Raw genomic sequence first — 25,256 nt, 5'->3', positions numbered from 1 at the left:
ATTAGATGCAAACTCGCTCACGATTATTAACATCAGAATATTCAGACAAAAAGAGCAGAGCAAGAGGATGGACTGCGCGAACAAGGCCGTGGTAGTGCCGCTATTCGCGCTGAAGAGAGTTATTCGGTGCAGACTTGGTTTCGGCCGTTGGCTTTAGCGCGGTAGAGCGCTTTATCAGCTCGGTAGAAGGTACGCTGCGTGTTTTCCCCTTCTCGGTGCAAAGTAATGCCGATACTGACGGTGAGGCCACGCTCTCCGAGGATTTCATGCCAGCCAAACTGGTAGATTTTTTCGCGGTAATTTTCGGCATGCAGGGCAGCTTGTTCAAGGGAAGCGTTTTCCAGAATCACCAAAAACTCCTCGCCACCAAATCGCACACAGGAGGCGCCACGAAACTTAAAGTAGGCCGCCAGTTCGTGAGACACATTGACGATCGCTTTGTCACCGACTAGGTGACTGAGCTCATCATTGATGGACTTAAAGTGATCGATATCGACGACTAACAGGGCAAAGGGGGTTTCGTGTAATAGCAGATCTTTCAGCTTAACGTCGAGCCAGCGACGGTTATGCAAGGAGGTGAGCGGATCGGTAAACACGTCTTGCTGAAGCTGAGCCACAGTGTGTTTTTGGCTCTCAGTGGTCTCTTTGAGCTCTCGATTCTCAAGCTCAGAGAGGATCAGTTTGAGCTGCAATTCAAAGCGTGACAATTTGCGCAGCTGACTCGCGCCCAACTCACCAATAGGGATTTTTTTCATCAAATCGCTTTCGATGCGATACGCGCGTTTTTGAAATTCGAGGGCGCGTTTAAAGTCGCCTTGCTGCTCGGAAACATGAGCCATCGAGTTGGATAGCTTAAGGTTTAATAACGGTGAGGGTTGACGCTCGATACGGCGATGCGCTTGGTGCAGTACCCAACTGGCCAAGTGGCCTTTGCCAAAGTCATTGAGGCAACAAGCAAGCTCGATTTTGATCATGGTAGAGAGCCAGGCGGAGTGAATGTTGCCCGCTGAGTATTGTACGTTGCCCAGTGATTTAAGCGCCAATTCTGCTTCGTCGCTTTGTCTATATAGCTTAGCTTGATAGAGCAAAATCTGCCCCGCTAACACTTTGTCGCTGACCAAGATACTGAGCTCTTCACACTCTTTGATCAAATCGGTGGCCGCGGTGAGACGGTTAAGCTCGATATAGCAAGCCAGCATATAGAGCTTATAGCGCAATCGTAGCGAGCGACTTTGGATTGCATGGTCAATACTGTCGATTTTTTGGTAGTAGCGCAGCGCGCGATTGTGATCGCCATAGGCATCACACAGATTGCCCATCCCCAATACCGCGAGTACATACGCATCAATGTTACTGCTCTCTACTGCGATCGTTGTGGCACTGGCGTATTGGTTTAACGCGCCATAGTAATCGCCGTTTTCGACCAAACGCTCAGCCAAATTATTGCGCACTTCGAGCACCATCTCGGCATCTTTGGGCAGAGCGAGAAACTTCAGCGAGGTTTGCAGCTCATCAATACTCGCCTGCAATTGCTTGAGCTCGCTGCGGTATTCGGCGCTAATGAATAAGGCCTGGGCTTTTTCTTGGGGTGTGGTGGCGATATGTCGGCGAACGTGGTCCCAAAAAATTAGCGCTTCTTCGCCAGAGACGGAGGAGGGATCAAGGCCAGAATCTGAAATTTTATTGAGGAGTCTTTCCATGCTGTTTTCCTCCTACACGTTTTCTTCGAGCTGTTCTAGTGTGAACGGGAAGGAGAGAATGTCGCTGAACACAACTTTTGGCAGCGATTGGCTCAATCCGCGTCGATGCCAAGGGTACATTTCTATCATTTTGGTGAGAACCTGAAAAACGCTGATGGCGTCACTGCCTTTTTCGGCAATCAATAAGCCAAGGCGTTGACTGCTCAAGCGAGACAACAAATCGCGGTTATTACACAGTGAATGGGCGATTTCGGCGCACACATCCAAATAGAGCGGATCGTCGTGCTGGATCATAATCACCGCGTGATTGGCGTGCTTCAACTCTGTCTTAAACAGCACCAATTGTTCCCACCAAAACGTCTCAGACACCATTTGTGTGAGGTGTTTTTCTGGGTCGTACTCGTGTTGACGTCTGATGCGGTTGATCAGTTTGCGCGCTCGTTGCTCTAGCTGACGCTTTGATGCGCGTGCTTTATCGTTTGATACGCGTGCGGTTTGCTCGCGCAGCATGTTAATGGAGTGGTCACGGTATTTTTTGAATGATGCGAGTGCCGCTTGATATTGACCGCTCTCTTCTGCGACGCGCGACTGCTGGAAACAGATTTGTGATAACAGCTCGCCATTATCAAACGACTTGGCGGACTGCTCAGCTTGAATCAGTAACTCTGTCGCTTTTTGTGGATTTTTTCGTAGTAGTTCGAGTCTCGCTCGGCTAATGTAGGAGTGAGACTTCATCCACACCAAATCGTGTTTCACCGCAAGATCGTGCGCTTTTCGCGTGGCTTCTTCTGCGTCTTCAATACGCTCAAGCCCCAGCAGCGCAAGTCCGCGGAAATCCCAAATCTCTGCCAGCCAGGTTTTGTCTTCGTGATCATAGAGTAAGTCTGATGCGCCATCCAAAACAGAAAGCATTTCAACGTAGTTGTTGAGTAGGTAGAGATCCCAAGCGAGCAAAATACGCGATTTGCCCTCAAGCCAAGCGATGCGATTATGGTTGGCCACCATGACCGCTAATTCGTGAGTACTTTGGGCAAGGCCGTACTCTTGGGTAATGCGCCAAATGTTGCCCAACCCAATCAAAGATTCGATTTGATACTCAATTTCATCCACCAGTGCGGACTGCTCAAGGCAGTTAATCCAGTATTGTTGAGCAGAGTAGTATTTGGCTTGGCCCCAATATTGGAGCGCATAGACGTGCAGAATTTCAGGAAGCAGGTCATCGGTATCGAGGGCGTTGTGTTTAGTGTGCGCCTCTTTGATGTAGCGAAGTCCTTTGCGGTAGTCCATCGATGCCCACGCGCATCGCGCCATTACGATGAGGCTTTTCACCTCGGCGGGTGGGTAGAGGATTTGGGCGGCGCGCGCTAAGCACTGCTCAGCGGAAGCGAAGACTTTGTCCGGATCGGATTCAATCTTACTTTTTAGCTGTTCAAGCTCAGTGTCGAGTAGGCGTTGGCTTTTTTCCAATGAGTCAATCCCTTACCGCTAAGTAAACCTATCAAACTTTAGTACTAAACCCCAGTATAATATGAACATTGACGGGTTTACGACTATCAAAAGCATCAAACATTCCACCTTTTACAGGGATGCGTCACACTTCTATTTATTATGAAAGCAGCTCACGCAGTGTCAAAGGGGATTGAGTCAATTCAAGCCGTTGCGCTGCGGTCATGCCTTGTTTGTCTTGGTAGCACAAATTATGCCACGCTCTAAAAATATCCAACATAGGCAGCAGACCACCCGGTCTGAGTTTGCGACGCGGCTCATTGATAAAACCGCTAAAGAGCGTTTGAAAACGAGACTGGAAAAACGCCGTTTGACGAATGGAAGCCCTGCGCAGCCAGTAGTTAGGTCGATTATCTTGTCCTGCGAGATAGCAAATGCCTTTGGCGTATTGACCATCGGAACTAATCGCCCAGCGATCGCGCCACCAACCCATGTGCACGATGTCGATTTTGTCCAAACTGTGGTTCAGAGACCACTGTGGATCTTCTTCCACATACATAAGGTCGATATTTTGACGCTGAATTCTAGGTAGGCATATGCTAAGTGCTGCAGATCGAAGCACTGGGTCTTGCGGTAGATAGATGGAAACTTGGCGGTCGCCCTGACACAAATCCAGCACATGTAAGAAATGGGCGTACGAGGTGTACGGTGCTCTGATTAATGCCCCTTTAGAGGGGTAATGGAAGACGGTGAGGTTGCCCATGGGGTCTTCCACATTGCCTCGCGCCAAAATGGTTTGGTACTGCTGGTCGATGCGCTCGCGAAGATCGCTCGGTGGCGTTGGCACGGGCAGGTTGGCCTCAGAGCAGTGATCGCGTGAGACAAAACGCGCAGGCGTTTGGTACGGATCATGATCGATACCACCAACGGGTTCTTCATTGGCCGAGTAGTTGACGTGTTGGCACAAAATGTAGCCGCTGTGGGCTTCACCCGTGGCAAACCACAATACGCCGTTATTGCTTTTAGGTTGCAGGGTGACGTAGTGAGATGCGAGTTCGTAGTGTTTAGCGTGGTTGACCCAACGAGCGTCAATCATGGCAAGCTTGCGTCGGCAGCGGCTGGCGATATGTTCAACATGGTCATAAAAGGTTTTGGGGTTGATGGAAAGCTTGCGGCAGATTTCACGCACGGAATAACCCGTAAACAGTAACCCAAGCAGGTTTTCTTGAAATTGACATTTTTTGTTCGCCCCTGACCACTTATCGACAAAGGTCGATTGGCACGCTTTGCAACGATAGCGTTGCCTATCACCACTGTAGCCAAACGCGTGGTAGAGGTGCTTATGTGTGTGGACCGAAAGGCCCATGTTGGGACAATCAGGTTGGCGACAAGCGGGCAGCCCATCGCTGTGTAGCTGGCGTAAACGTTGCAGTTCAGTCAGCACATCTTGATTGTTAAGTAAGGGGGGGAAAGCACCGCACTCCCGACATACCATCGCAGGTCGTTTAGGGTTAGCGTGCTGCACAACGTAACGATGCGCATCACTCAATCCAAAGTTGTCACACGCCAATGTTTTACAAAAATTGAGCTGTAACCCATCTGCTTCCTTTGGCAGTTTGCCAGTTGTCACTCTCTCCCCCTCGGGACTATCTGGGCAGCCAAGCGGTCACTTGGCTGCAATATCGTTACAGGTTGATGGCGGTTTCTAGCGCCACTTTCATCATGTCATTGAACGATTTTTGACGTTCTTCTGAGCTCAGCTTTTCACCACGGATGATGTGATCAGAGACAGTCAGAATGGTGAGCGCTTTTGCACCAAGGTCAGCGGCAACGCCGTAGATGCCTGCAGCTTCCATATCCACACCAAGGATGCCGAGTTTTTCCATCTTCTCGAAGATGTCTGCTTCTGGTGTGTAGAAGAGATCCGCTGAGAATACGTTACCGACTTTGACTGGCACGTTTTGCGCGCGAGCTTGAGCAACGGCGGTTTCAAGAAGACCGAAGTCGGCAATGGCCGCGAAATCGTGATCGTTAAAACGGATTCGGTTGACTTTTGAGTCTGTGGAGGCGCCCATACCAATCACAACGTCCATTAATTTTACGTCGTCACGTACTGCGCCACAGCTACCGACACGAATCACGTTCTTCACACCGAACTCGGCAATCAACTCATGAACGTAGATACAGCAAGATGGGATGCCCATGCCGTGACCCATCACCGACACTTTTTTGCCTTTGTAGGTGCCTGTGTAGCCAAACATGTTGCGAACGTCACAAACTTGTTTGACGTCATCAAGGAATGTCTCTGCGATGTATTTAGCGCGTAGCGGATCGCCTGGCATCAATACGGTTTCTGCAAAGTCGCCTGGCTGAGCATTAATGTGTGGGGTTGCCATAGTCATTACTCCAAATGGGTCAGTAATCGCTGAGCTGATTACCAATTATGTTGAACTTCAATTCTGTGTTGAGGCAATACTAGCCTTGTCAGCCATTGTTCCTTGAGAGGTTGCTCACAAAATAGGGTGTGCTATGACAATTTCGAGGTATTGATAACCAAATGTGTTGAAAGTGATTTGGCAATCGATTTGCAAAAACGTTTGCTTGGGGAGTGAACCAAAATGGTTGTGTTTGCGTAACATTGTACAAATAATTTTTTTGTACATGTTTCAAGTGCTGTGCTACTACTTATATGAGAAATTAAGTTATACAAGAAATTAAGTTGTACACATTTGATGGTGATGGGAGCTCAACATGGAAAAGCAAATTACGATCGGTATCAGTTCTTGTGTGCTGGGAGAAAAAGTCCGTTTCGACTCGGGTCATAAGATTAGCAAGTTTGTCACGAAAGAGTTGGCACCGTTTTTTGAATTTATGCCGATATGCCCTGAAGTGGGAATGGGGATGCCGGTTCCTAGGCCGACGATTCGATTGATGTCAAACGATGAGCGTATTGCGCTGGTGGAGACCAAAGATTCGAGTAAAGATCACACGGACGCCATGATTCGCTATTCCCAACAGAAGGTTGCCAGTTTAGTTGATGAAGAGCTATGCGGTTACATCGTTTGTGCTAAATCGCCCACCTGTGGAATGGAGCGCGTTAAAGTGTACCGTAAAGCTGGTGCGGAAAATATCGGGGTCGGACTGTATACACAGCAGTTGATGGAGCAGATGCCATGGCTACCCGTTGAGGAAGATGGACGGCTCAATGATCCTGTGTTGAAAGAGAACTTCATTACCCGCGTTTATACCCTACGTGATTTTTATGACTCAATGGGTGAGACGCCGACCCGTGGCAAAATCATCGCTTTCCACTCGCGTTACAAGTTGACCTTAATGGCTCATCACCCTGAAGCGTACAAAGAGCTTGGGCGCATGGTTGCCAACATCAAAGAGTACGACATCGAAGAGTTTTACCACTTGTACCGTACCGCGTTGATGCAAGCGGTGGCCAATCGCGCCAGTCGTAAAAACAACACCAACGTGCTGATGCACATCCAAGGTTACTTTAAGCGTCATCTCGACAAAGAACAAAAGTCTGAGCTGCGCCGAGTGATCGACGAATACCGTGTGGGTTTGCTGCCTTTGTTGGCTCCGCTAACGCTCATTAAACATTATCTATCCACTCATCCCGATGAATACTTGGCAAAGCAAAAGTTCCTGCAGCCCCACCCACAGGAGTTAAGACTGCGTTATGGTCTGTGAAAAAAATTGGTATGCGATTCGAGAGGTCTCGGATTTAACCGGCGTTAAGCCTGTGACGCTGCGAGCGTGGCAGCGTAGATACAACTTGATCCAACCGGAGCGCACTGAAAAAGGCCACAGACTCTACACGGATGAGCACATTGCACTCATCAATGAGATTCAAGGCTGGCTCGCGAAAGGGATTTCGATTGGTAAAGTGAAAGCCCTGCTCGGGTCTGATTTGCCAGATGAAGCGCTAGACGTCGGCAGTTTAGAGGCAGTAGAGGAGGTGCTTGAAGCGCTGACCAACCTCAATACCAAGCGTGCAGAGAGTGTGATTAATGGTGTGCTAAAAGAGTATCCTCTTGAGTTGGTTGAGCGTCAGTTCATCACGCCAACGCTCAATGCGCTCGCGCTAGTGAAACAAAGCCTGCGATCTTTGCATCTTGGTCTGTTTAATACCTTAATGGTCACTAAGCTCAACCAGATCATTGAGGCGGAAAACAAGGTGGCCCATCGCGGTAAATGTTTGGCAATCAATCTCGATGCGGCGCGCGATATTCACACTCAACTGTGGGCCCTGAGTCTGGTCAGTCAAGGCTATCGAGTCTTGATGATTGATGGCGTCGAGGATCTGTCGGGCCTCTTAGAGCACACCGCCGTTCACCGCTTTGAACAACTGGCGTTTTACAGTGCCACGAAACCGAGTGAATCTCAGCTTAGTGTGATCAAAGAGTTAGAAGCGCAGCATGGGCAACTCTCGCTGTCAGAAATGATCGAATTGGTAAGGAGAAGGTTTTGAATATTGTTTGGTTGCGCCGTGATTTACGTGTTGAAGACAATCACGCATTAGTGAGCGCCGTGAATCGAGGTCAACCGGTCGTGGCGTTATACATCGCAACGCCCGGTACCTGGCAAACCCACGATCATAGTCCAAGGCAAGCGGATCTCATCTACCGTCGCTTGCACGAGTTAAAGACGGAATTAGCCGAACTCGACATCCCGCTTTATTATGCGCAAGTCGAGACCTTCGCAGACAGCGCAGCGCTGGTGGCTGAGTTGGCACTGCAAGCTAAAGCAACGGGTCTGTATCTAAATAATGAGTATGAACTGAATGAACGTCGCCGCGATGAAGCGCTGGAGGAGGCATTGAGTTCAACTTCTGTGGACGTGCATCGCTTTGATGATAAATGTATTTTTCCGCCTGGCTCAGTGCGCAACAAGCAAGGCGACTATTTCAAAGTCTTCACCCCTTACAAGCGCGCTTATTTAAGTAAACTCTATAGTGAAGGATTCCACATCCAGACCTTCAAAGCGACGCCGTGTGCAGGGGTGTTGCAACACCAAGATGTCGCCTTGTTGGATGAGGCGAGTCCGTTCAGTTACCCGCGTGAACCGAGCGAGCGATACAGTGTCAAGACTCGAGACATCATCGCTACCTTGAGAGAGTTTGTGCAGAGCAAAGCGGATGAGTATGGTGACAAGCGGGATTTCCCGGCGTTGGATAATACCAGCCAGCTGTCGCCGTATCTGGCGATTGGGGCGCTGTCTGTGCGTCAATGCATGGCGCGCTTAATGTATCAGCAAACGCTGCCACTCAGTGGTGGGCGAGAAGTGTGGCACAGCGAGCTCGTATGGCGAGAGTTCTATCAGCACTTGCTCCACTTTGAACCCAAACTGTCGAGAGGGGAGAGTTTTAATGCTTGGGGAGAGGAGCTGAGGTGGCAAAATAACCCCAAACACATTGAGGCTTGGAAGCGCGGTGAGACAGGCTACCCTATTGTCGATGCGGCGATGAGGCAACTGAATGAAACGGGCTGGATGCACAATCGACTGCGCATGGTTGTGGCGAGCTTTTTGGTTAAAGATCTGCACGTCGATTGGCGTATTGGCGAGCGCTACTTTATGCGTCAACTGATTGATGGTGATTACGCTGCAAATAATGGTGGATGGCAGTGGTGCGCGTCAACGGGGTGTGATGGTCAGCCTTACTTTCGTATTTTTAACCCGACCTCTCAAGGTGAGCGCTTTGATGATCGTGGCGCGTTTATTCGCCGCTGGGTGCCAGAGTTGAGTTCAGTGCCAGACAAATACATCCACACACCCTGGTCTGACCCGGGGTTAAATTGTCGTCAATATCCTCAACCAATAGTTGATCATAAGAGTGCAAGAGCGATAACCTTAGAGATCTACAAAGAAGCAAAGGGAAACTAAATGCTGCGTAAATGGGTGTCTTTGTGTGCCCTAGTCACACCCTGGTTTGCGTTTTCTGCGACCTACGAATTACCCGGTGAAGAGAGTCGTCTTGTTGGGCGTACTCAGTATCACCAAGTGGTTGAAGGTGAAACACTGGCGGAAATTGCTAAACGTTATGATGTTGGTTTTCTCTCCTTGATGGCCGCGAATAAAGGGGTCGACCCCTTTTTGCCCGCCGCCGACCATGTGTTGACAATTCCAACGCAAGTGATCTTGCCCAATGTCGAGAGACAGGGCGTAGTGATCAATCTAGCGGAGCTGAGGTTGTACTATTTCGAACCTGAAAAAGGCGTGGTGCACATCTTCCCGGTAGGGATTGGCCGTATCGGCCGAGATACTCCCACTATGACGACCAGCATTAGCCAAAAGCGCGCCAACCCAACTTGGACGCCGCCGGCTTCCATTCGTAAAGAGTATTTGGCGAAGGGGATTGAGTTGCCGCCTGTGGTGTCCGCAGGCCCTGAAAACCCGCTTGGTGAGTACGCGCTCCGCTTGGCCTATGGTGTCGGAGACTATCTGATCCACGGAACCAACAAAGACTTTGGCATCGGTCTACGTGTTAGTGCTGGCTGTATTCGAATGGAGCCCAAAGATATTGAGTGGCTTTTCTCTCAAGTCAATGTGGGCACTAAGGTGCAAGTCATCAATGACCCAGTGAAAGTGGCGTTGGAGCCAGACAGAAGCGTCTTTATTGAAGCGCATGAGCCCCTGACACGAAGTGATGGCAGCAAGACGTTGCTGACTATTCCGCAAGAGCTCACTTGGTGGCTCGATGAGTTTCAGCATTCTGATTCCAAAGCGAAAGCAGCGATCCTTGCGCAAAATGGTGTGCCGGTAGAAATCGTCGCGCCAGATTATTTGTAGGTAATGACTTGCTTATCGAGAATGAACGGTAGCTAGAATGGTCAGCGTGAGTGCAGGATTTTCAACGTGCTGATACGCTCAACGATGAGAAAAGAGAAAGGGTCTGCATATGCAGACCCTTTCTTTAAAACTTGACTGAATTACTTAGTGTAAGACTGAGCAATGTTGTCGATGCGTTCGTTTGCACGAGCGGCTTCTTCTTGCGCTGCCATTGCTGCGTCGCCTGACTTACGAACGTCTGCTTGCAGTGCTGAAACGTCTTGGCTTAGCTGGCTAACTTGATTGCTTAGCTCGTCCAGTTTCGCTGTTGTTGCTTCGTCTGGACCAGAAGCACAACCTGCTAGTAGAAGAACAGAAGAGGCTGCAGCTGCGATCAACATTTTGTTCATATTAGAACTCCTTGCTTATATGAGTATCATTTAGATTGCCCTATACATTCTTCATCATATAGTGACATTCCACAGTGTAGTGCTAAATATTAACTTCCAAAAGTAGAGAAAAGTCAAAAAAACCCAAGAATTTAGGTAATTATCGAATTTGTTGACGAATGTCTCATTCGTGAGAGTAAATAATGCAAGTGAAGTCAATAATGAGCATCTATCAATAGTGGGGCCGCTGAAACTCATCCAGTGAGAAAGTACGCTTGCGATTGAGGGTAAAGAGGATGGGATCGATATTTTGGCCACACTCTACCCATCACCGTCTATTCTAGGTATCATGTACCGTTTTGATTTCGTCGCTCGATGTAGCGGGCGTCACTGTTTACCGTTCAATGTGGATTTATTGGAGACAACATTGCAGTTCAAAGATTTAGGTTTAGATAATCGCTTATTAAAAAACTTGAACCATTTTAATTTTACCAAGGCGACTGACATTCAAAAACAAGCGATCCCCGTGGCGATTGCTGGTAAGGATTTACTCGCCTCCTCGAAGACTGGTTCAGGAAAGACACTGGCGTTTGTTCTGCCGATTTTGCACAAGTCTCTAAAAAATAAATCGTTTTCCGCCAAAGATCCACGCGCATTGATTCTAGCGCCGACCCGTGAATTGGCGAAGCAGGTGTACGGTGAATTGCGGTCTATGTTGGGCGGTTTAACGTACGACGCCACCCTGATTTTAGGCGGTGAAAACTTTAACGACCAAGTCAAAGCGCTTAAGCGCTACCCTAAATTCATTGTGGCGACACCAGGGCGTTTAGCCGACCACTTGCAACATAAATCCTTGTTCCTTGATGGCTTGGAAACCTTGGTACTGGATGAAGCGGATCGTATGTTGGACTTGGGTTTCGCGCCTGAGCTACGTCGTATCCACAATGCAGCCAAGCATCGTCGTCGTCAAACCTTGATGTTCTCGGCCACGTTAGATCACGCAGAAGTCAACAACATCGCTTTTGAAATGCTTAATGCGCCTAAGCGGATCGCTGTAGGCGTGGCCAATGAAGAGCACAAGGACATCACGCAGAAGTTCTACCTGTGTGACCATCTCGATCATAAAGAGGCGATTTTAGATCGCATTCTTGAAGAGGCGCAGTACAAGCAGCTGATCATCTTCACTGCAACACGTGTCGACACTGAGCGTTTGACTGACAAGCTGAACGAGCGCAAGCTCAAAGCGGTAGCGCTGAGCGGGAATCTGAATCAAACTCAACGCAACACCATCATGAGTCAGTTTGAACGTGCCGTGTTTAAGATTCTAGTGACCACCGATGTGGCTTCACGTGGTCTTGATATTGCCAACGTGACCCACGTCGTCAACTTTGATATGCCTAAGCATACTGAAGAGTATGTGCACCGTGTGGGCCGCACGGGTCGAGCGGGTAACAAAGGTGATGCCATTTCGCTAGTAGGGCCAAAAGATTGGGACAGCTTTAAGCGTGTGGAAGCTTATTTGCAGCAAGACATTGCCTTTTCTGAGCTGGAAGGTTTGAAAGGCAAGTTCAAAGGTTTGAAGCCGCGTAAGCCCGATTTTCGTAACAAAGCCAAACCGAACAAGAAAGCCACCACGACTAAGAAAAAGGCGTCAACTAAGCCTGTTAAGCGTGATAAAGGATTCTACCAAAACGTGGCGGTGGGCGATTCGGTGTTTATTCCGAAGAAGAAAGTCGCGCCGAGTAGCGACGACGAATAACCTCAGCGTAAACGCACAACATAATAAGGGACTGCCGCGGCAGTCCCTTTGTCTATCTCACGCTTTAGACTTTAAAGAATCCAAGTTGCTGCTTTTGATTTTCAGCCAGTGCCGAGAGCTCTTGGCTGGCGGCGGCGGCTTGAGTGATACCAGTGACGTTTTGGCTCACTAACTCATAGATGTTGCTGAGGTTGTTGTTGACGTCGGAGGTAACTTGCCCTTGCTCTTCGGACGCGATAGCGACTTGAGCGTTAATGCTCGACAGGTCGGAAATCGACGTGGAAATATCACGCAGCGAGACACTGACCAACTTTGCTTGCTCTTGACTGCGAGTGATCATCTCAAGGCTTGAATTCACGCTGTCATTGGCACTGCCCGACTGTTTTTGCAACTCTTCGATAATGGTCTGGATCTCTTTTGTCGACTCCTGTGTGCGTGCAGCAAGCATGCGAACTTCATCGGCGACTACAGCAAAACCACGACCACTTTCACCTGCACGCGCCGCTTCAATCGCTGCGTTTAGGGCAAGCAAGTTGGTTTGCTCAGAAATGCTCTCAATCACTTCAATCACTTTGCCGATTTGCTCAGATTGATCTTTGAGTGAGTGAACCACTTGCGCAGCATCCGATAATTGACGCGCCATTTTCTCGCTCTCACGAGTATTCTCATCAAAGACTGCCAAACTCTCTTTTGCCAGTTTATCTGCTTTAAGCGCTGCAGAGTCGGCCAGATTGGCGTTTTGCGTCACTTCGGTTGCCGTGCCCTCCATCTGGTTGATCGCCGACGCCACTTGCTCCACTTCGTTCTTCTCTTGGTCGGAGTTGACGCTCGATTGTGTCATCACTGCCGCTAACTCCGTAGAGGCGGACGCGACATCCACACTGATTCGAACCAATGAGTCGACGGTTTGCTGGAGTTTGCTCACGGTACTGTTGAAGTCTTTAGAGAGTGCAGTGATCTCGTTGTTGCCTTCTTCTTGCACGCTAACGAGTAGATTGCCGTGCGCCAATTGTGTCATGGCTTGTTGTAGGCGCTGAATCGGCGTGACGATGATTCCGGCTAGCAACCAACTTAATATCAACGCGATGGCGAGCACAGCGACAAGACCGATGATACTGCTGTTCATCACCGAAGAGTGGGTTGCCTCACTGCGATGCAGGTCATCCAATGCCAGTTCATTGAGCTTAGTGGAGAGGTGGTCAATGGCTGATACCATCTCTTGCCCGGCCTGGCGGTAGACTGCCGAAGCTTGCTCAAAACGTTGGTCAAACGCCGCACTGGATTGGGTCTGTTGATGTTTCTGATTGAGGAGCGGCACCATAGTATTGATGGAGTAGCGAACGTAGTGCTCGATGGCCTCTTTCATCGCCGAGACTTCTTTTTGCAAGCCCTCTACTGTATTGAGTGAGTCCAGCAGACGTTGATTTTCGCTCTGTTTTTCTAACAAGGTGCTGGCGAGTCCATCAACATCTTCTGCTCGAAACAAGCTGTAGATAGCTTTGATACGCATACCGTAGGTGTTGTCGATAATGTCAGTGAGTTCTTCTTTGTGATTGACGAGATGTTCAGTGGAGCTTTTGACGGTGCCAAACGCGTGAGTCAGGCTATTTGAGCTGTAAGTGATGCCTGCGATGAGCAAGATCAGAGTGAATATCACAGGTACAACAACTTGTACCTTGATAGAAAGGTTACTGAGTAACTGGCGCATTAGTGGTCCTCTACATACGAAACTGAATAAGATATGTTGTTTTTATAGTTAAGGAGAATGATTCTAATTTGTCTCTGATTTATTTCAATAATCAAATTTATCTTACATAGATAAGTTTGACCCCACGTTATGCAACTTATATTTGCATTAATATCAGCTGGTTAATTCTTGCCCACTAGATTGATGATAAAGAGAAGGGCACACCGAGAGCGGCTAAAGTGGTAAGGGCGTCAGTAATGTGCTGACGTTGAGAAATAAGACCAATGTGTCATATAGGCTTCAACGAAGTGAAACACAACTGTCACATTTGAGTCCTAAAGTGAGCAGCGTTCAAGTGAAACACAACGGCAATAAAGCCAACTTAAGGAAATTGTGATGAAAAAGACAGTAATCGGTGCAATCGCACTTCTAGGCGCCATGGCAGTGACTCCTGTTTCTGCTAAAGAAACAATCTCTGCTGTAGGTTCTAGCAGCGTAACTCCACTGATGGAAGTTTTCTCTGAAACATACATGAAGTCAAACTCTGATGTGTTTATCGAAGTTCAAGGACCAGGTTCTTCTGCGGGCGTGAAAGCGGCGAAGAACGGCAGCGCTGACCTTGGCATGTCTTCTCGTAACCTGAAAGAGTCTGAGAAAGAGCCAACATTGAAAGAGCTAACAGTTGCACTCGACGGTATCGCTGTTGTGGTGAACCCTAAGAACGATCTTAAAGGTCTAACTGCTGAGCAAGTAACGGCTATCTACACGGGTGAAGTGACGAACTGGAAAGACGTAGGCGGCGCAGACAAGCCTATCGTAGCGATCACTCGCGATACTGCATCAGGTACGCGTGGCGCGTTCGAAGACATCATGAGCCTTAAGAAGAAGATCTCGGGCAAAACTGTGTCAGCGATTTCTCAGCGTGCTCAAGTGGCCAACGGTAACGGTGCTCTTAAAACTATGGTTGCCTCTAACCCATACGCGATTGGTTACATCTCTCTAGGTACCGTAGACGAGTCGGTTCACGCACTAGCGATTGACGGTGTCGATGCAACAGTTGACAACGTGAAAGGCGGTTCTTACAAAGTGGCGCGTCCTTTCCTAGTTCTTTACCGTGAAGGTCAACCTACTGCGGCAACAAAGAAATTCCTAGACTGGATGGTGTCTGACGACGCACAAGCGCTTGTGGACCAAAAAGGTTACATCTCAGTTAAGTAACTCCAATAAGATTTTAATTGCTCAGCCCCCTTTGGGCTGAGCCTTTTCTCACTCTGAAACGAGTGTTTCACTCGTTATCTCGGTAAGATTTTTATGACCATCGCAACAAGTAGTGAAAAGCTTATGAATACTCAAGCGACTCAAGTATCTAAGCCAAGTCTTCGCGCTAAAAAGCGTGTAGATTGGAAAGAGCGCATCTTCCATGGCTTATTCTTAACCAGTGCTATTATCGGCATTGTTTCTCTCGCCATCATTGCTTACTTCATTTTTAAAGAGTCCATTCCTGCCTTTCAAGAAGCGGGGATTACCGGCATTGTTCTAGGCCAAGACTGGTTGCCACCAGCACTGTATGGTGTGGCTACCATGATTGTCGCTTCGATTGTGTCCACCTTTGGCGCAGTGATTGTGGGTGTGCCGATTGGTGTATTGACTGCCATCTTTATTGCGGAAATCGCGCCTAAACGTTTAGCGGATGTGATTCGCCCAGCGGTTGAGCTGTTAGCGGGTATCCCTTCGGTCGTCTACGGCTTCTTTGGCCTAGTCATCATCGTTCCGCTGATTCAAAACATTTTCAATGTGCCTGCGGGTAACACCATTTTGGCCGGTATCATTGTACTCGGGGTGATGATTCTTCCTACGGTCATTACCGTGTCTGAAACCTCGATTCGCGCTGTGCCTCGCGCCTACAAAGAAGGGTCGTTAGCGCTGGGGGCGTCAAAAATCTACACCATCTTTAAGCTTCTCGTTCCAGCGGCACGAAGCGGTATCATGACTGGGGTTATCTTAGGCATTGGTCGCGCATTGGGCGAAACGATGGCGATCATTATGGTCATGGGTAACGCACCGGCGATGCCACAAGGTATTTTAGATTCCGCACGTACGCTGACCGCTAACATTGCGATTGAAATGTCCTACGCAAGCGGTGTACATGCGAACGCTCTCTACGCAACGGGCGTGGTACTGTTGGCCTTTATCATGATGTTAAACGGTGCATTGTTGTACTTAAACCGCGAAAAAGCGAAATAAGCGATAGGTGAAGATTATGGACCGCGTGAAATTAAAACAGTCTCGAGAGCGTAAGGATCATATCCTCAATGCGTTTGTTTGGTTGTCTGCTGCGCTGACAGTCGGCTTCCTATTTTGGATTATCTGGTACATTCTTTCGAATGGCCTACAGCATGTTGATTGGAAATTTATCTCTGGCGATTACACTCGAACCGGTGATGAGCAAGGTATCTTTCCGATGATTGTATCGACCATTTACATGGTTATCGCATCAATTGCGGTTGCGGCCCCAATGGGCATCATGACCGCCATCTACCTAACAGAATACGCCAAAGTGGGCAGTAAACTGGTCAAAGTGATCCGTTTCTGTACTGAGTCACTGGCGGGTATCCCGTCGATCATCTTTGGTCTGTTTGGTATGACATTCTTTGTGGCGATTTTGGGACTGGGCTTCTCTATCCTGTCGGGTGCATTGACGCTGAGTATCTTAATTCTTCCCGTGATCATCCGTACCACGGAAGAGGCGTTGATGTCCGTACCACAAACATACCGCGAAGGCTCATATGGCCTTGGCGCATCGAAAATTTACACTATCTGGCGCCTAATTTTGCCAAGCGCAATGCCAGGTATCTTAACCTCGGTCATTCTAAGTATTGGTCGTGTGATTGGTGAGTCTGCCCCTGTATTTCTCACCGCAGGTATGGTCGCGCGTATTCCTGATTCGTTATTCGATTCAGGCAGAACGTTGACGGTACACCTGTACAAGCTCACTACCGAGCTCTTCACGATAGATGAGTGGAATCAGGCCTATGGAACTGCGACAGTGCTGATTGTGGTTGTTCTATTGATCAACATGATCACTAAACTGATTGCTCGCCGCTTCAATACCGCGACTTACTGATCGCTGACTGACCAAATTTAAGAGATTAAGACCATGAACAAATTCAACATTGAAAATCTAGACCTGTTTTACGGTGAGAACCAAGCCCTTAAATCGATCAACCTTCCGATCCCAACCCGTCAGGTGACGGCGTTGATTGGGCCTTCAGGCTGTGGTAAATCGACGCTGTTGCGCTGCTTAAACCGCATGAATGACTTGATTGAAGGCGTGACCATCAAAGGCTCGCTTGAGATGGACGGCACCGACATCTACGGCAACATTGACGTGGCGGATTTGCGCATTCGTGTTGGGATGGTGTTCCAAAAACCTAACCCTTTCCCTATGAGCATTTATGAAAACGTGGCGTATGGTCTGCGCGCTCAGGGTATCAAAGATAAAAAACACATCGATGAAGTGGTAGAGCGTTCACTGCGTGGCGCCGCTTTGTGGGATGAAGTCAAAGATCGTCTTAAATCGCACGCTTTCGGCTTGTCGGGTGGTCAGCAGCAGCGTCTATGTATCGCGCGTACAATTGCGATGGAACCGGATGTGATCTTGATGGATGAACCGACGTCCGCGCTTGACCCAATCGCGACTCACAAGATCGAAGAGTTGATGGAAGAGCTGAAAAAGAACTACACGATCGTGATTGTGACGCACTCCATGCAGCAAGCACGTCGCATCTCGGATCGCACGGCGTTTTTCTTAATGGGTGAGTTAGTTGAGCATGACGATACACAAGTTATCTTCAGCGACCCTAAAGACGATCGCACCAAAGGCTATGTAAACGGCGACTTTGGTTAATGCTTAGCAACTTATAAACAGAATTTACTGGCAATATCACTATAATAATATGCGATGGTACTTTGCCCCTCTTTTAGAGGGGCTTTTTTGTGCCCGTCTTTTACTCATGGCATTAGTGAAGATTGAGATTTTTAAACTAACGTGATTGGTTTTCTGACAATGTGCAGTCTTGATGTAAGGACAAGTGAAGCGGTACCACTTGAGGGGCGCTCAGTAACAGTGTGACTGGAAGCGTATCGAGGGAAACCGTGACGCGCGAACCTGGGCTCAACGAGCTTTGAATCGTGTTTGTACCTTGCAGTTTAATCTTGCTGCCAGAGGGGGTTGTGGGCAGCGCAGTGATGGTGAGATGGATAGAGGTAGGACTATTGTGCTCACAGTGGAGTGTCGCATATGGAGGGAGCGTCTGAAGGGTGGGAAAGGCCAGTGTTTGGAAGGAGAATAGGAAAGCGATACCCGGAGGTATCGCTTTATTGCTATATATATTCATTTGAAACATTAGTTTTGAATGATAGTAACGTTCGATGCGTAGGTAAAGCCAGCGGTAACCGTTGCCATATCGTTGCTAGTTTGATCAATGAGCACATCGTTCCACGAAGCATGGAACATGTCTACAGTGGCAGTAGAATCACTACCCATTTGATCGATGTCAACCAAGTTGTGTTCACTACCTGTATCTAGGTAAACATAAGCTTCGTTGTCATCACCGCGTTGCTCTGTGAACACTTCGTTATCATGGCTTGCATTCGTTATCTCAACCAAAACATCGTTGTCGTCGCCGCGACGAACTAAATTTTTGACGGTATTGCCATCGCTGTCTGAAATGTAATTTTCGATAGTATTTCGATCAGCACCGCGTAACACCTGAGCTACGGTTGTATTTCCGTCACCATTGATCTCTACATCAACAGTATTGTCTCCTGCTACGCCCGTGATATTTACGGTTGAACTGTTATCATCGCCAGTTTGTTGAATATCAATATCATTCTCGTAGGCTCGACCACCCCAGTATACGCCCGTTACATCAACGTCGGCGGCATTGCTATTTCCAGTTTGTGTAATATCGACAGTTGTGTACCTGGTGTTTTGAAGATCGACTTCCGCACCATTACCGAGGTAGGTATTCGCATGGGCGGTGTTTTGAGTAATGTTCACGTTTTCTACATAACTGGTTTGCATGTTAACAACAGCATCGTTACCTGCATAAACTGCCGATGATGCCAAAATAGCTGTGATTGTGATTGCTAACTTTTTCATGAATAGATCCTTACTTTTGTCCATTTATAGTGATGTTATCCTTTACGTTGTGCGTCATTGCTCAACGTAAATACTGCGATGCATTGAGTTCTTTATGAAGATAAAGTCATCTCCATCCTGATTAATTCCATAACTGGCATTACTTTTATCAATCACAACGGCAATGTTATTATCATTGACTTGTGAAATGCTGATATCACTGCCATAACTAGACAAGCATTTTCGACCGCTGCATTGTTCTAGATAAGCCAGGTTGAAATCCCCATCTTGTTTGATATAACCAGTATGGTCTTGACCAGTTTGTACAAGTACGGCGACATTTTTTCGTCCAGATTGCTCCACCATCCCGGTGTTATCTGAGCCTGTCTGAGATACAATTGCTGTACTCGAATCAGTTTTATCTTGTATTACCTTGGCCTTATTTTTTCCGTTCCCAATGTGATGTTGGTTAATAAAAACATTTGAATCAACACTGTTATTCAGAATGACCTCTGCATAATTACCTGGAGAGGTGTTTAATTCATCAAATTCAATAAAGCTATCTGAATTATTAAACTCTCCAAAGACCTTCGACATTTCGTCGAAATCATGTCGTGTACCACCATATGCATGAGCCATGGATAATAAAGATAAGACGACAAAACCTTTCTTGATATAGTTGAGATTTTGCACCTTAACCTCCGTTATTTAGGTGTTCAGCGAGTTGCTGTCTCCATAACTCACGATTAATTATGCTCGCACTACCACTAAATACAATGAACTTAAAATTGAAAATTAATCAGATCAATTTTCTTTTTAATGAGACGGTTTCTTGTAATGGGCAATCTAAAGTTTAATTAAACTTGTTTCATAACTAGTTATTTCGTTTATTTTCAATTTAAACCATTGATATTTAATAAATTTAATTGATGTCCAATGGGCTATGAGTTAGAGGACTAGCGATTGTCTTCTACATAGATGGCTGGTTTAGTCTCAATATTGAGATGGGTAAGATTGTTTGAATAGTATCCTTTTATCTTTTTTAAAGATCATATAAGTTTTAAACATGATCATACTTCTCATGCAAAAGTGGACAATTAGAATGAATCGAATAAACACCTTTACGTCTATGTGTATTGGTTTTTTTCTTTGCTTAGTTAACCACTTGGGCTTTGCAGAAGAGATAGAAGATGTGAAGAATTCGAGTGGAAGTCAACATATAGAAAGCAACGAGTTTTATGCTGAGGTTGAAGGGCTGATCGTAGATAGAACAATGACGCGGCTAGGTGATGATTTTTATTTTTTCTTCACTCAGTACATGAATGATCGCCATGGTTCATTACAAGAAAACTTAGTAGTCAAGGAGCGTCCTACTGCGTTGTCTGGCAGTATTATCAGCGTTCTTCATCGCGACAAAGTTATTTATCGTACGGCGTTGTCCCCAGGAAGAAAAACAGCGCAGGACAAAGCCAAAGATGCACTCAGTGCAGTCACTAACTATTTATTGAGATGGAAAGCTCAGCGTGAGTATCAAGATACTTTTGATCTCGAACGTGATGAGTTCTGAAGGGAATAATGATGAAAATAAAGATGATGATTCGGCAGTGTGTAACGTTAGCCTGCCTCTTTACTGGCAGTCTTTACGCAACGGAGCTGGTGTATACGCCAGTGAATCCTAGCTTTGGTGGTAACCCTCTCAACAGTTCACATTTGTTTGGTGTAGCGAATGCGATCAATGGTTATGAAGGTCCAGACAACGGGCTAGATTTTGAAGAGGAATCGGCGCTCGATCGACTAGCGAATAGCTTAGAATCACGCTTGATTAGCCAACTGTTATCAGACGTAGGGAATGGGAATACGGGTCAGTTAGAGACAGACGACTTTTATCTCAATATTGTCGACAACGGTGGCACATTGACGGTGCAAATTGTGGATAAAATCTCCGGTGAATCAACCGAGATAAAAGTTGCGGGCTTAAACCCGGATAATAATTAGAACGGAGACTGCCCATGCGCCTGATTACTCTCACTTTACTCTGTGGCTTATTATCCGGTTGTGCCATTTCTATGGATATGCCTGATACTGACGAAGCACCGACTTTGATGCCACGCGGAGCAACTTACCAAGACTTGGTCAACCTACCTGAACCTCGAGGTAAGATTTTGGTCTCTGTCTACGACTTTCGCGATCAAACCGGTCAATATAAGCCTCAACCTAACAGTAACTTCTCGACGGCGGTCCCCCAAGGTGGTACGGCGCTGTTGACTGCGTCTTTGCTTGACTCCAAATGGTTTGTACCGCTTGAGCGAGAAGGGCTACAAAACTTGTTGACCGAGCGCAAGATTATTCGAGCGGCACAAAATAAGGGCTCAGGTGCAGAAAACCACGGTGATGATTTGAGTGCACTGAGCTCTGCTAATGTCGTGATTGAGGGCGGTATCGTCGCCTATGACTCAAACATTAAAACCGGCGGTGCGGGAGCACGCTATCTTGGTATTGGCTCATCGGGGACATACCGAACAGACCAAGTCACAGTGAACTTGCGTGCGGTGAATGTTCGTACGGGGCAGATTCTGCTTAGTGTCACCACGAGCAAGACGATATTTTCCCATGAACTGACGGCAGGGGCGTTTCGTTTTATTGACTACCAAGATTTACTTGAAGTCGAAGCGGGGTACACGAACAACGAGCCAGTTAACGTCGCTGTGATGTCTGCGATAGATGCGGCGGTCATTCACGTCATTGTTCGAGGTATCAGTCAAGGACTTTGGCAGCCGGCTAACCCAGAAGACAGAAACAACGCGTTGCTACAAAAATACGCCAAACAGACTCATCAGATTTTATAAAAGCAAACCTAAGGCCAAAAGCCTGTCTATTCAGAAAAGTCACGCCTATACAGATCGTATAGGCGTTTTTCTGTCTGCTTGTATCACTTAAGTGCTCAATCGTGATTGAGGGAGAGTGGTGTTTACTATCACCTAGGAGGGAGTGTTGGCGGGTTTATCCTTGTCATCCTGAGGGGCGTCCTCGCCCGTGTCGGCAAATATCTCCGCTACTGCGCTGCGCTCTAACTCGCCTTGCAGATTTCCTTCGTCATCAACGACGGGTAGAGAGTAGTCGTACGACATGGTATCGACCAGCACCTCTTCGATGGCAGAATCGGCAGAGACCGTCGGCACTTCCTCATAGATTTCCTGATTGATTGCGTCTTCGCCATGTTCTTTGGCGGCATCCATCAGACCCTCTTTGGTCAACACGCCCTGATACCCCTCTTCAGTGACATGATAGGCGTAATCCTGTTTGAAGCCTTTCATCTGTTTGATGGCGTCTTGAATTGTGGTGGCGGTAATGCGATACGCGGGTGGGTTCATCACGGTTTCCACCGTGAGCGCGCGAGCACGATTGACGTCTTTGACAAACGCCTCAACGTAATCATCAGCAGGGTTCAAGAGGATATCGTCCGGTGTGCCTTGCTGAACCAACTCACCATCTTTGAGGATGGCAATTCTGTCGCCCAATCTCAGAGCTTCATCCAGATCGTGAGTAATAAACACGATGGTTTTGTGCAGCTTTTCTTGCAGCTCGATAAGCTGATCTTGCATTTCACTGCGGATCAGTGGGTCGAGCGCCGAGAAGGCTTCATCCATAAGCAGGATTTCGGCATCGGTACATAGGGCACGTGCTAAACCGACACGTTGCTGCTGTCCCCCAGAAAGCTGAGAAGGGTACTGGTTTTGATAGCCTGACAGCCCAACGGTATCGAGCCACTCATTGGCTTTTTTTAAGCGCTCTGGTTTTGCGATGCCCTGAATTTCTAACCCGTACGCGACATTGTCGACAACCGTACGGTGAGGGAGCAGGCCAAAGCGCTGAAATACCATCGACATTTTGTGACGGCGGAACTCTTCAAGCTCACTTTGACTGAGCTTCATCACATCGGTCCCTTCGACCAAAATCTGGCCTTCGGTGGGGTCGATGAGTCGATTAAAGTGTCGAATCAAGGTGGATTTTCCAGAGCCTGACAGGCCCATTATGACAAAAATCTCCCCTCTATTGATTTGGAGATTGATCTCTTTAAGTCCGACAGTGTGGCCGGTTTCAGCGAGTACATCGTCTTTGCTTTGACCCTGCTTGACTTGCTCCATGACAGAGTGTGGCTTGGCGCCGAAGACCTTGTACAAGCCACTGATTTCAATAAGTGGTTTAGTCATGTTTCAGATCTCCTAGATGAGCTTGGGTGCGCTTAGCGTACGCTTGCGAGGCTCGGTCAAACAAAATAGCCAGTACGACGATGGCAAAACCATTGAGTAGGCCTAAGGTAAAGTATTGGTTGGTGATGGATTTAAGCACGGGTTGCCCAAGGCCTTTTACGCCGATCATAGAGGCAATCACCACCATCGATAGCGCCATCATGATGGTTTGGTTGATGCCTGCCATGATGGTGGGCATCGCCAGTGGGAGTTGCACGCCAAACAGCCGTTGTTTGGCGCTGGCGCCGAAGGCCGTGGCGGCTTCGAGCACCTCTTTGTCGACCAAGCGGATACCGAGGTTGGTTAGGCGGATAACCGGAGGGATCGCATAAATCACCACGGCAATGAGCCCCGGAATTTTACCGATGCCGAGTAGCATTACAACCGGAATGAGATACACAAACGCGGGCATGGTTTGCATGATGTCCAACATCGGCGTGACGATAGATTGGACACGATTTGAGCGCGCCATCGCAATACCAATAGGGATACCAAGCACAATAGATAGCATGGTGCAGACAGTGATGATACTCAGCGTTCGCATAGTATCTTCCCACATACCAAAATAGCCAATGAAAATCAGTGAGATAAAACACCCGACACCCAATTTCCAAGAGCGGCTGGCCAAATAAACAAGCGCGGTACAGACCGCAAGAACAATAACCCAAGGCGTGGAGAGGAGCAGTTTTTCAAACCAAATTAAAAATGAGAGCAGTGGGTCAAAGAAAGACTCGATCATTTCACCGTATTCGCGAGAAAACTCGCGGTAGGCACCATCGAGTGTTTTGCGAATCGCTCGCAAATCTGAGCGTTCCATTTCTGGAAAGCTGCTAAACCAACTATCACTAGACATCGTGTTTATTCCTTTTATTCTCCTTCACGCGTCGCGCGTGAAGGAGTACAACTTATAGCAGAGTTAAGGGAGGAGGGGATTAGAGTGCTTTGGTCACTTTGTCCGCGACGTCTGCAGGTACCCAAGCTTGCCAGATCTGTGGGTAGGACTCTAAGAAGTGGAACATGGCTTCCTCACTGTCTGCTTGGTTGTCTTCCATCCAAGCCAGCAACTGGTTCATGTCAGCGTTAGTAAAGCCACGCTTTGTGAAGTAGTCATACGCTTCTGGTGAGCGAGTAGCGAACTCTTCTGTCGTGATGGTGTGGACGGGGGAAGGTGGGTACATCGTCGCTTTAGGCTCCGCACATTCCGGTTGCGAAGTACAGTTGACGAACTCATCTAAGTCAACACCACTACCAAAATCGACTTTGACCATGTTGTATTTACCTAACACGGCGGTCGGTGCCCAGTAGTAACCGAACCAACCTTGTTCACGCTCATAGGCTTTGGCGATAGAGCCAGATAGACCTGCACTTGAGCCTGGATCAATGATGGCAAATCCCGCTTCTTCTAATTTCAGTGCGCGGAATAGGTTCCCAGCGCTGATTTGACAGTTCCAGCCCGCAGGACAGCTGTAAAAACCGCCTAACTCGTCATCTTCAGGATGCTCAAAGAGTTTGGCATGCTTTTTCACCCCTTCAATGGTGGCGATTTCAGGGTATTGTTCGACTAAATAGGCAGGTACCCAAAACCCTTCTTCACCACCATCAACGAGGGATTTGCCCGCGTAGCGCAGACGCTTTTCCTCAACCCCTTTGTCTAGGGCATCCTTTAGCGCGTTACTCCATAATTCTGGGGCCACATCAGGTTGGCCTTTTTCAATCATTGATGTACCGGTGGGCATAGTGTCGCCGGGGATCAGTTCAGCATCACAGCCATAGCCGTGCTCGAGAATAAATCGATCAATGTTGGCCATCAAACTGGCGGAGTTCCAGTTCATATCAGCGATGGTGACAGAGCCACACTCACTTGCCTGTGAGTGAAAGGCAACAGAAGAGAGCGCAATTAGCGCGGCGGATTTGAGTTTCATTATTATTTCCCTTTTAAATGAATCCGTTAATAGAATAGTGAATTAATCATTAGAGTTCAAATTAACAAACGGACGAAGAGCTCGATTTTCAAGATAAAAAGCGACCTTTTAGGGATTTAATGACGAAGTTAGCACCGATTATCTGCGCACAATGCATAGTTACAGAATGATACCCGTTCG

Annotated in this window: 24 protein-coding genes; 12 read left to right on the top strand and 12 right to left on the bottom strand. The window is 47.7% G+C overall.

All coding sequences use genetic code 11. From position 1 onward, the window contains the following. Positions 1-119: 119 nt before the first annotated feature. The 4 genes from AC6R1O_RS19990 to deoD all read right to left on the bottom strand — a co-directional run bounded on the left by AC6R1O_RS19990 (position 120) and on the right by deoD (position 5,542). On the bottom strand, positions 120-1,700 hold the full coding sequence (locus AC6R1O_RS19990) for a diguanylate cyclase (protein WP_500630243.1): 1,581 nt from the start codon (positions 1,698-1,700) through the stop codon (positions 120-122). Between the two features lie 12 nt (positions 1,701-1,712). Beyond that, complete coding sequence (locus AC6R1O_RS19985; RefSeq protein WP_500626215.1) at positions 1,713-3,167, bottom strand: hypothetical protein; 1,455 nt, start codon at positions 3,165-3,167, stop codon at positions 1,713-1,715. A 139-nt stretch (positions 3,168-3,306) separates the two neighbouring features. Then, complete coding sequence (locus tag AC6R1O_RS19980; RefSeq protein ID WP_500657706.1) at positions 3,307-4,776, bottom strand: transposase; 1,470 nt, start codon at positions 4,774-4,776, stop codon at positions 3,307-3,309. A 55-nt stretch (positions 4,777-4,831) separates the two neighbouring features. Further along, entirely contained in the window at positions 4,832-5,542 is a 711-nt protein-coding gene (gene deoD, locus AC6R1O_RS19975; RefSeq protein WP_334552881.1) for a purine-nucleoside phosphorylase, read from the bottom strand. Between the two features lie 355 nt (positions 5,543-5,897). Between deoD and AC6R1O_RS19970 the strand changes: the two genes are divergently transcribed. Genes AC6R1O_RS19970 through AC6R1O_RS19955 form a run of 4 tightly spaced genes read left to right on the top strand, consistent with a single transcriptional unit; the run spans position 5,898 to position 9,947 of the window. Then, positions 5,898-6,848, top strand: coding sequence for a YbgA family protein (locus AC6R1O_RS19970; RefSeq protein WP_500626213.1), 951 nt, complete (start codon positions 5,898-5,900; stop codon positions 6,846-6,848). Then, entirely contained in the window at positions 6,838-7,629 is a 792-nt protein-coding gene (locus tag AC6R1O_RS19965; protein WP_500657705.1) for a MerR family transcriptional regulator, read from the top strand. The genes AC6R1O_RS19970 and AC6R1O_RS19965 overlap by 11 nt, the downstream gene beginning before the upstream one ends. Beyond that, complete coding sequence (gene phrB / locus AC6R1O_RS19960) at positions 7,626-9,041, top strand: deoxyribodipyrimidine photo-lyase (protein WP_500657704.1); 1,416 nt, start codon at positions 7,626-7,628, stop codon at positions 9,039-9,041. The genes AC6R1O_RS19965 and phrB overlap by 4 nt, the downstream gene beginning before the upstream one ends. Further along, entirely contained in the window at positions 9,042-9,947 is a 906-nt protein-coding gene (locus AC6R1O_RS19955; protein ID WP_334552874.1) for a L,D-transpeptidase family protein, read from the top strand. It abuts the gene before it with no gap. A 140-nt stretch (positions 9,948-10,087) separates the two neighbouring features. On the opposite strand, the gene AC6R1O_RS19950 is transcribed toward AC6R1O_RS19955, so the two are convergent. Continuing rightward, positions 10,088-10,336, bottom strand: coding sequence for an Lpp/OprI family alanine-zipper lipoprotein (locus AC6R1O_RS19950; protein WP_334552872.1), 249 nt, complete (start codon positions 10,334-10,336; stop codon positions 10,088-10,090). 394 nt (positions 10,337-10,730) lie between these two features. Between AC6R1O_RS19950 and AC6R1O_RS19945 the strand changes: the two genes are divergently transcribed. After that, a complete protein-coding gene (locus AC6R1O_RS19945) occupies positions 10,731-12,074 on the top strand; it encodes a DEAD/DEAH box helicase (RefSeq protein ID WP_487903023.1) in 1,344 nt (447 codons plus the stop codon). Between the two features lie 64 nt (positions 12,075-12,138). Here AC6R1O_RS19945 and AC6R1O_RS19940 read toward each other — a convergent pair whose 3' ends face one another. Beyond that, a complete protein-coding gene (locus tag AC6R1O_RS19940; protein WP_500628884.1) occupies positions 12,139-13,782 on the bottom strand; it encodes a methyl-accepting chemotaxis protein in 1,644 nt (547 codons plus the stop codon). Between the two features lie 375 nt (positions 13,783-14,157). Here AC6R1O_RS19940 and AC6R1O_RS19935 point away from each other — a divergent pair, with 375 nt between their 5' ends. The 4 genes from AC6R1O_RS19935 (at position 14,158) to pstB (ending at position 17,668) form a co-directional block, all read left to right on the top strand. Further along, positions 14,158-14,979, top strand: a complete 822-nt coding sequence (locus AC6R1O_RS19935; RefSeq protein ID WP_500657703.1) for a phosphate ABC transporter substrate-binding protein — start codon at positions 14,158-14,160, stop codon at positions 14,977-14,979. A 93-nt stretch (positions 14,980-15,072) separates the two neighbouring features. Then, entirely contained in the window at positions 15,073-16,005 is a 933-nt protein-coding gene (pstC, locus tag AC6R1O_RS19930) for a phosphate ABC transporter permease subunit PstC (protein WP_334552868.1), read from the top strand. A 16-nt stretch (positions 16,006-16,021) separates the two neighbouring features. After that, the gene (gene pstA, locus AC6R1O_RS19925; protein WP_500657702.1) at positions 16,022-16,885 is read left to right on the top strand and encodes a phosphate ABC transporter permease PstA; all 864 of its coding nucleotides are present in this window, start codon (positions 16,022-16,024) and stop codon (positions 16,883-16,885) included. 33 nt (positions 16,886-16,918) lie between these two features. After that, positions 16,919-17,668, top strand: coding sequence for a phosphate ABC transporter ATP-binding protein PstB (gene pstB, locus AC6R1O_RS19920; protein WP_334552864.1), 750 nt, complete (start codon positions 16,919-16,921; stop codon positions 17,666-17,668). Positions 17,669-17,804: 136 nt separating this feature from the next. Here pstB and AC6R1O_RS19915 read toward each other — a convergent pair whose 3' ends face one another. The 3 genes from AC6R1O_RS19915 to AC6R1O_RS19905 are packed head-to-tail and all read right to left on the bottom strand — an operon-like array spanning position 17,805 to position 19,597. Next, positions 17,805-18,158, bottom strand: a complete 354-nt coding sequence (locus AC6R1O_RS19915) for a hypothetical protein (RefSeq protein ID WP_500657701.1) — start codon at positions 18,156-18,158, stop codon at positions 17,805-17,807. A gap of 8 nt (positions 18,159-18,166) precedes the next feature. Next, a complete protein-coding gene (locus AC6R1O_RS19910; protein ID WP_500657700.1) occupies positions 18,167-18,925 on the bottom strand; it encodes a hypothetical protein in 759 nt (252 codons plus the stop codon). 54 nt (positions 18,926-18,979) lie between these two features. Beyond that, positions 18,980-19,597 (bottom strand): curlin subunit CsgB, encoded by a 618-nt coding sequence (locus AC6R1O_RS19905; RefSeq protein WP_500657699.1) that lies wholly within the window; start codon positions 19,595-19,597, stop codon positions 18,980-18,982. 409 nt (positions 19,598-20,006) lie between these two features. On the opposite strand from AC6R1O_RS19905, the gene AC6R1O_RS19900 reads away from it, so the two are divergent. Genes AC6R1O_RS19900 through AC6R1O_RS19890 form a run of 3 tightly spaced genes read left to right on the top strand, consistent with a single transcriptional unit; the run spans position 20,007 to position 21,750 of the window. After that, a complete protein-coding gene (locus AC6R1O_RS19900) occupies positions 20,007-20,471 on the top strand; it encodes a curli production assembly/transport protein CsgE (RefSeq protein WP_500630234.1) in 465 nt (154 codons plus the stop codon). Positions 20,472-20,494: 23 nt separating this feature from the next. Next, the gene (locus AC6R1O_RS19895) at positions 20,495-20,899 is read left to right on the top strand and encodes a curli assembly protein CsgF (protein WP_500630265.1); all 405 of its coding nucleotides are present in this window, start codon (positions 20,495-20,497) and stop codon (positions 20,897-20,899) included. 14 nt (positions 20,900-20,913) lie between these two features. Further along, positions 20,914-21,750, top strand: a complete 837-nt coding sequence (locus AC6R1O_RS19890; protein WP_334552853.1) for a CsgG/HfaB family protein — start codon at positions 20,914-20,916, stop codon at positions 21,748-21,750. Positions 21,751-21,882: 132 nt separating this feature from the next. Here the strand turns inward: AC6R1O_RS19890 and AC6R1O_RS19885 are convergent, their stop codons facing one another. From AC6R1O_RS19885 to AC6R1O_RS19875, 3 genes are all read right to left on the bottom strand, one after another. Further along, a complete protein-coding gene (locus AC6R1O_RS19885) occupies positions 21,883-23,115 on the bottom strand; it encodes a quaternary amine ABC transporter ATP-binding protein (protein ID WP_500657698.1) in 1,233 nt (410 codons plus the stop codon). Next, positions 23,108-24,007 carry an ABC transporter permease gene (locus tag AC6R1O_RS19880; RefSeq protein ID WP_500630232.1) on the bottom strand — a complete coding sequence of 300 codons (900 nt, stop codon included), beginning with the start codon at positions 24,005-24,007 and terminating at the stop codon, positions 23,108-23,110. Before AC6R1O_RS19880 ends, AC6R1O_RS19885 begins: the two co-directional genes overlap by 8 nt. A 79-nt stretch (positions 24,008-24,086) precedes the next feature. Continuing rightward, positions 24,087-25,076 carry an ABC transporter substrate-binding protein gene (locus tag AC6R1O_RS19875; RefSeq protein WP_500657697.1) on the bottom strand — a complete coding sequence of 330 codons (990 nt, stop codon included), beginning with the start codon at positions 25,074-25,076 and terminating at the stop codon, positions 24,087-24,089. Positions 25,077-25,256 lie beyond the last annotated feature (180 nt).

The sequence above is a fragment of the Vibrio sp. R11-SG3-ISO3-SZ genome, from assembly GCF_059834345.1.
Note: the sequence above shows the minus strand (reverse complement) of the source record. Positions and strands in the feature narration are given on the sequence as shown.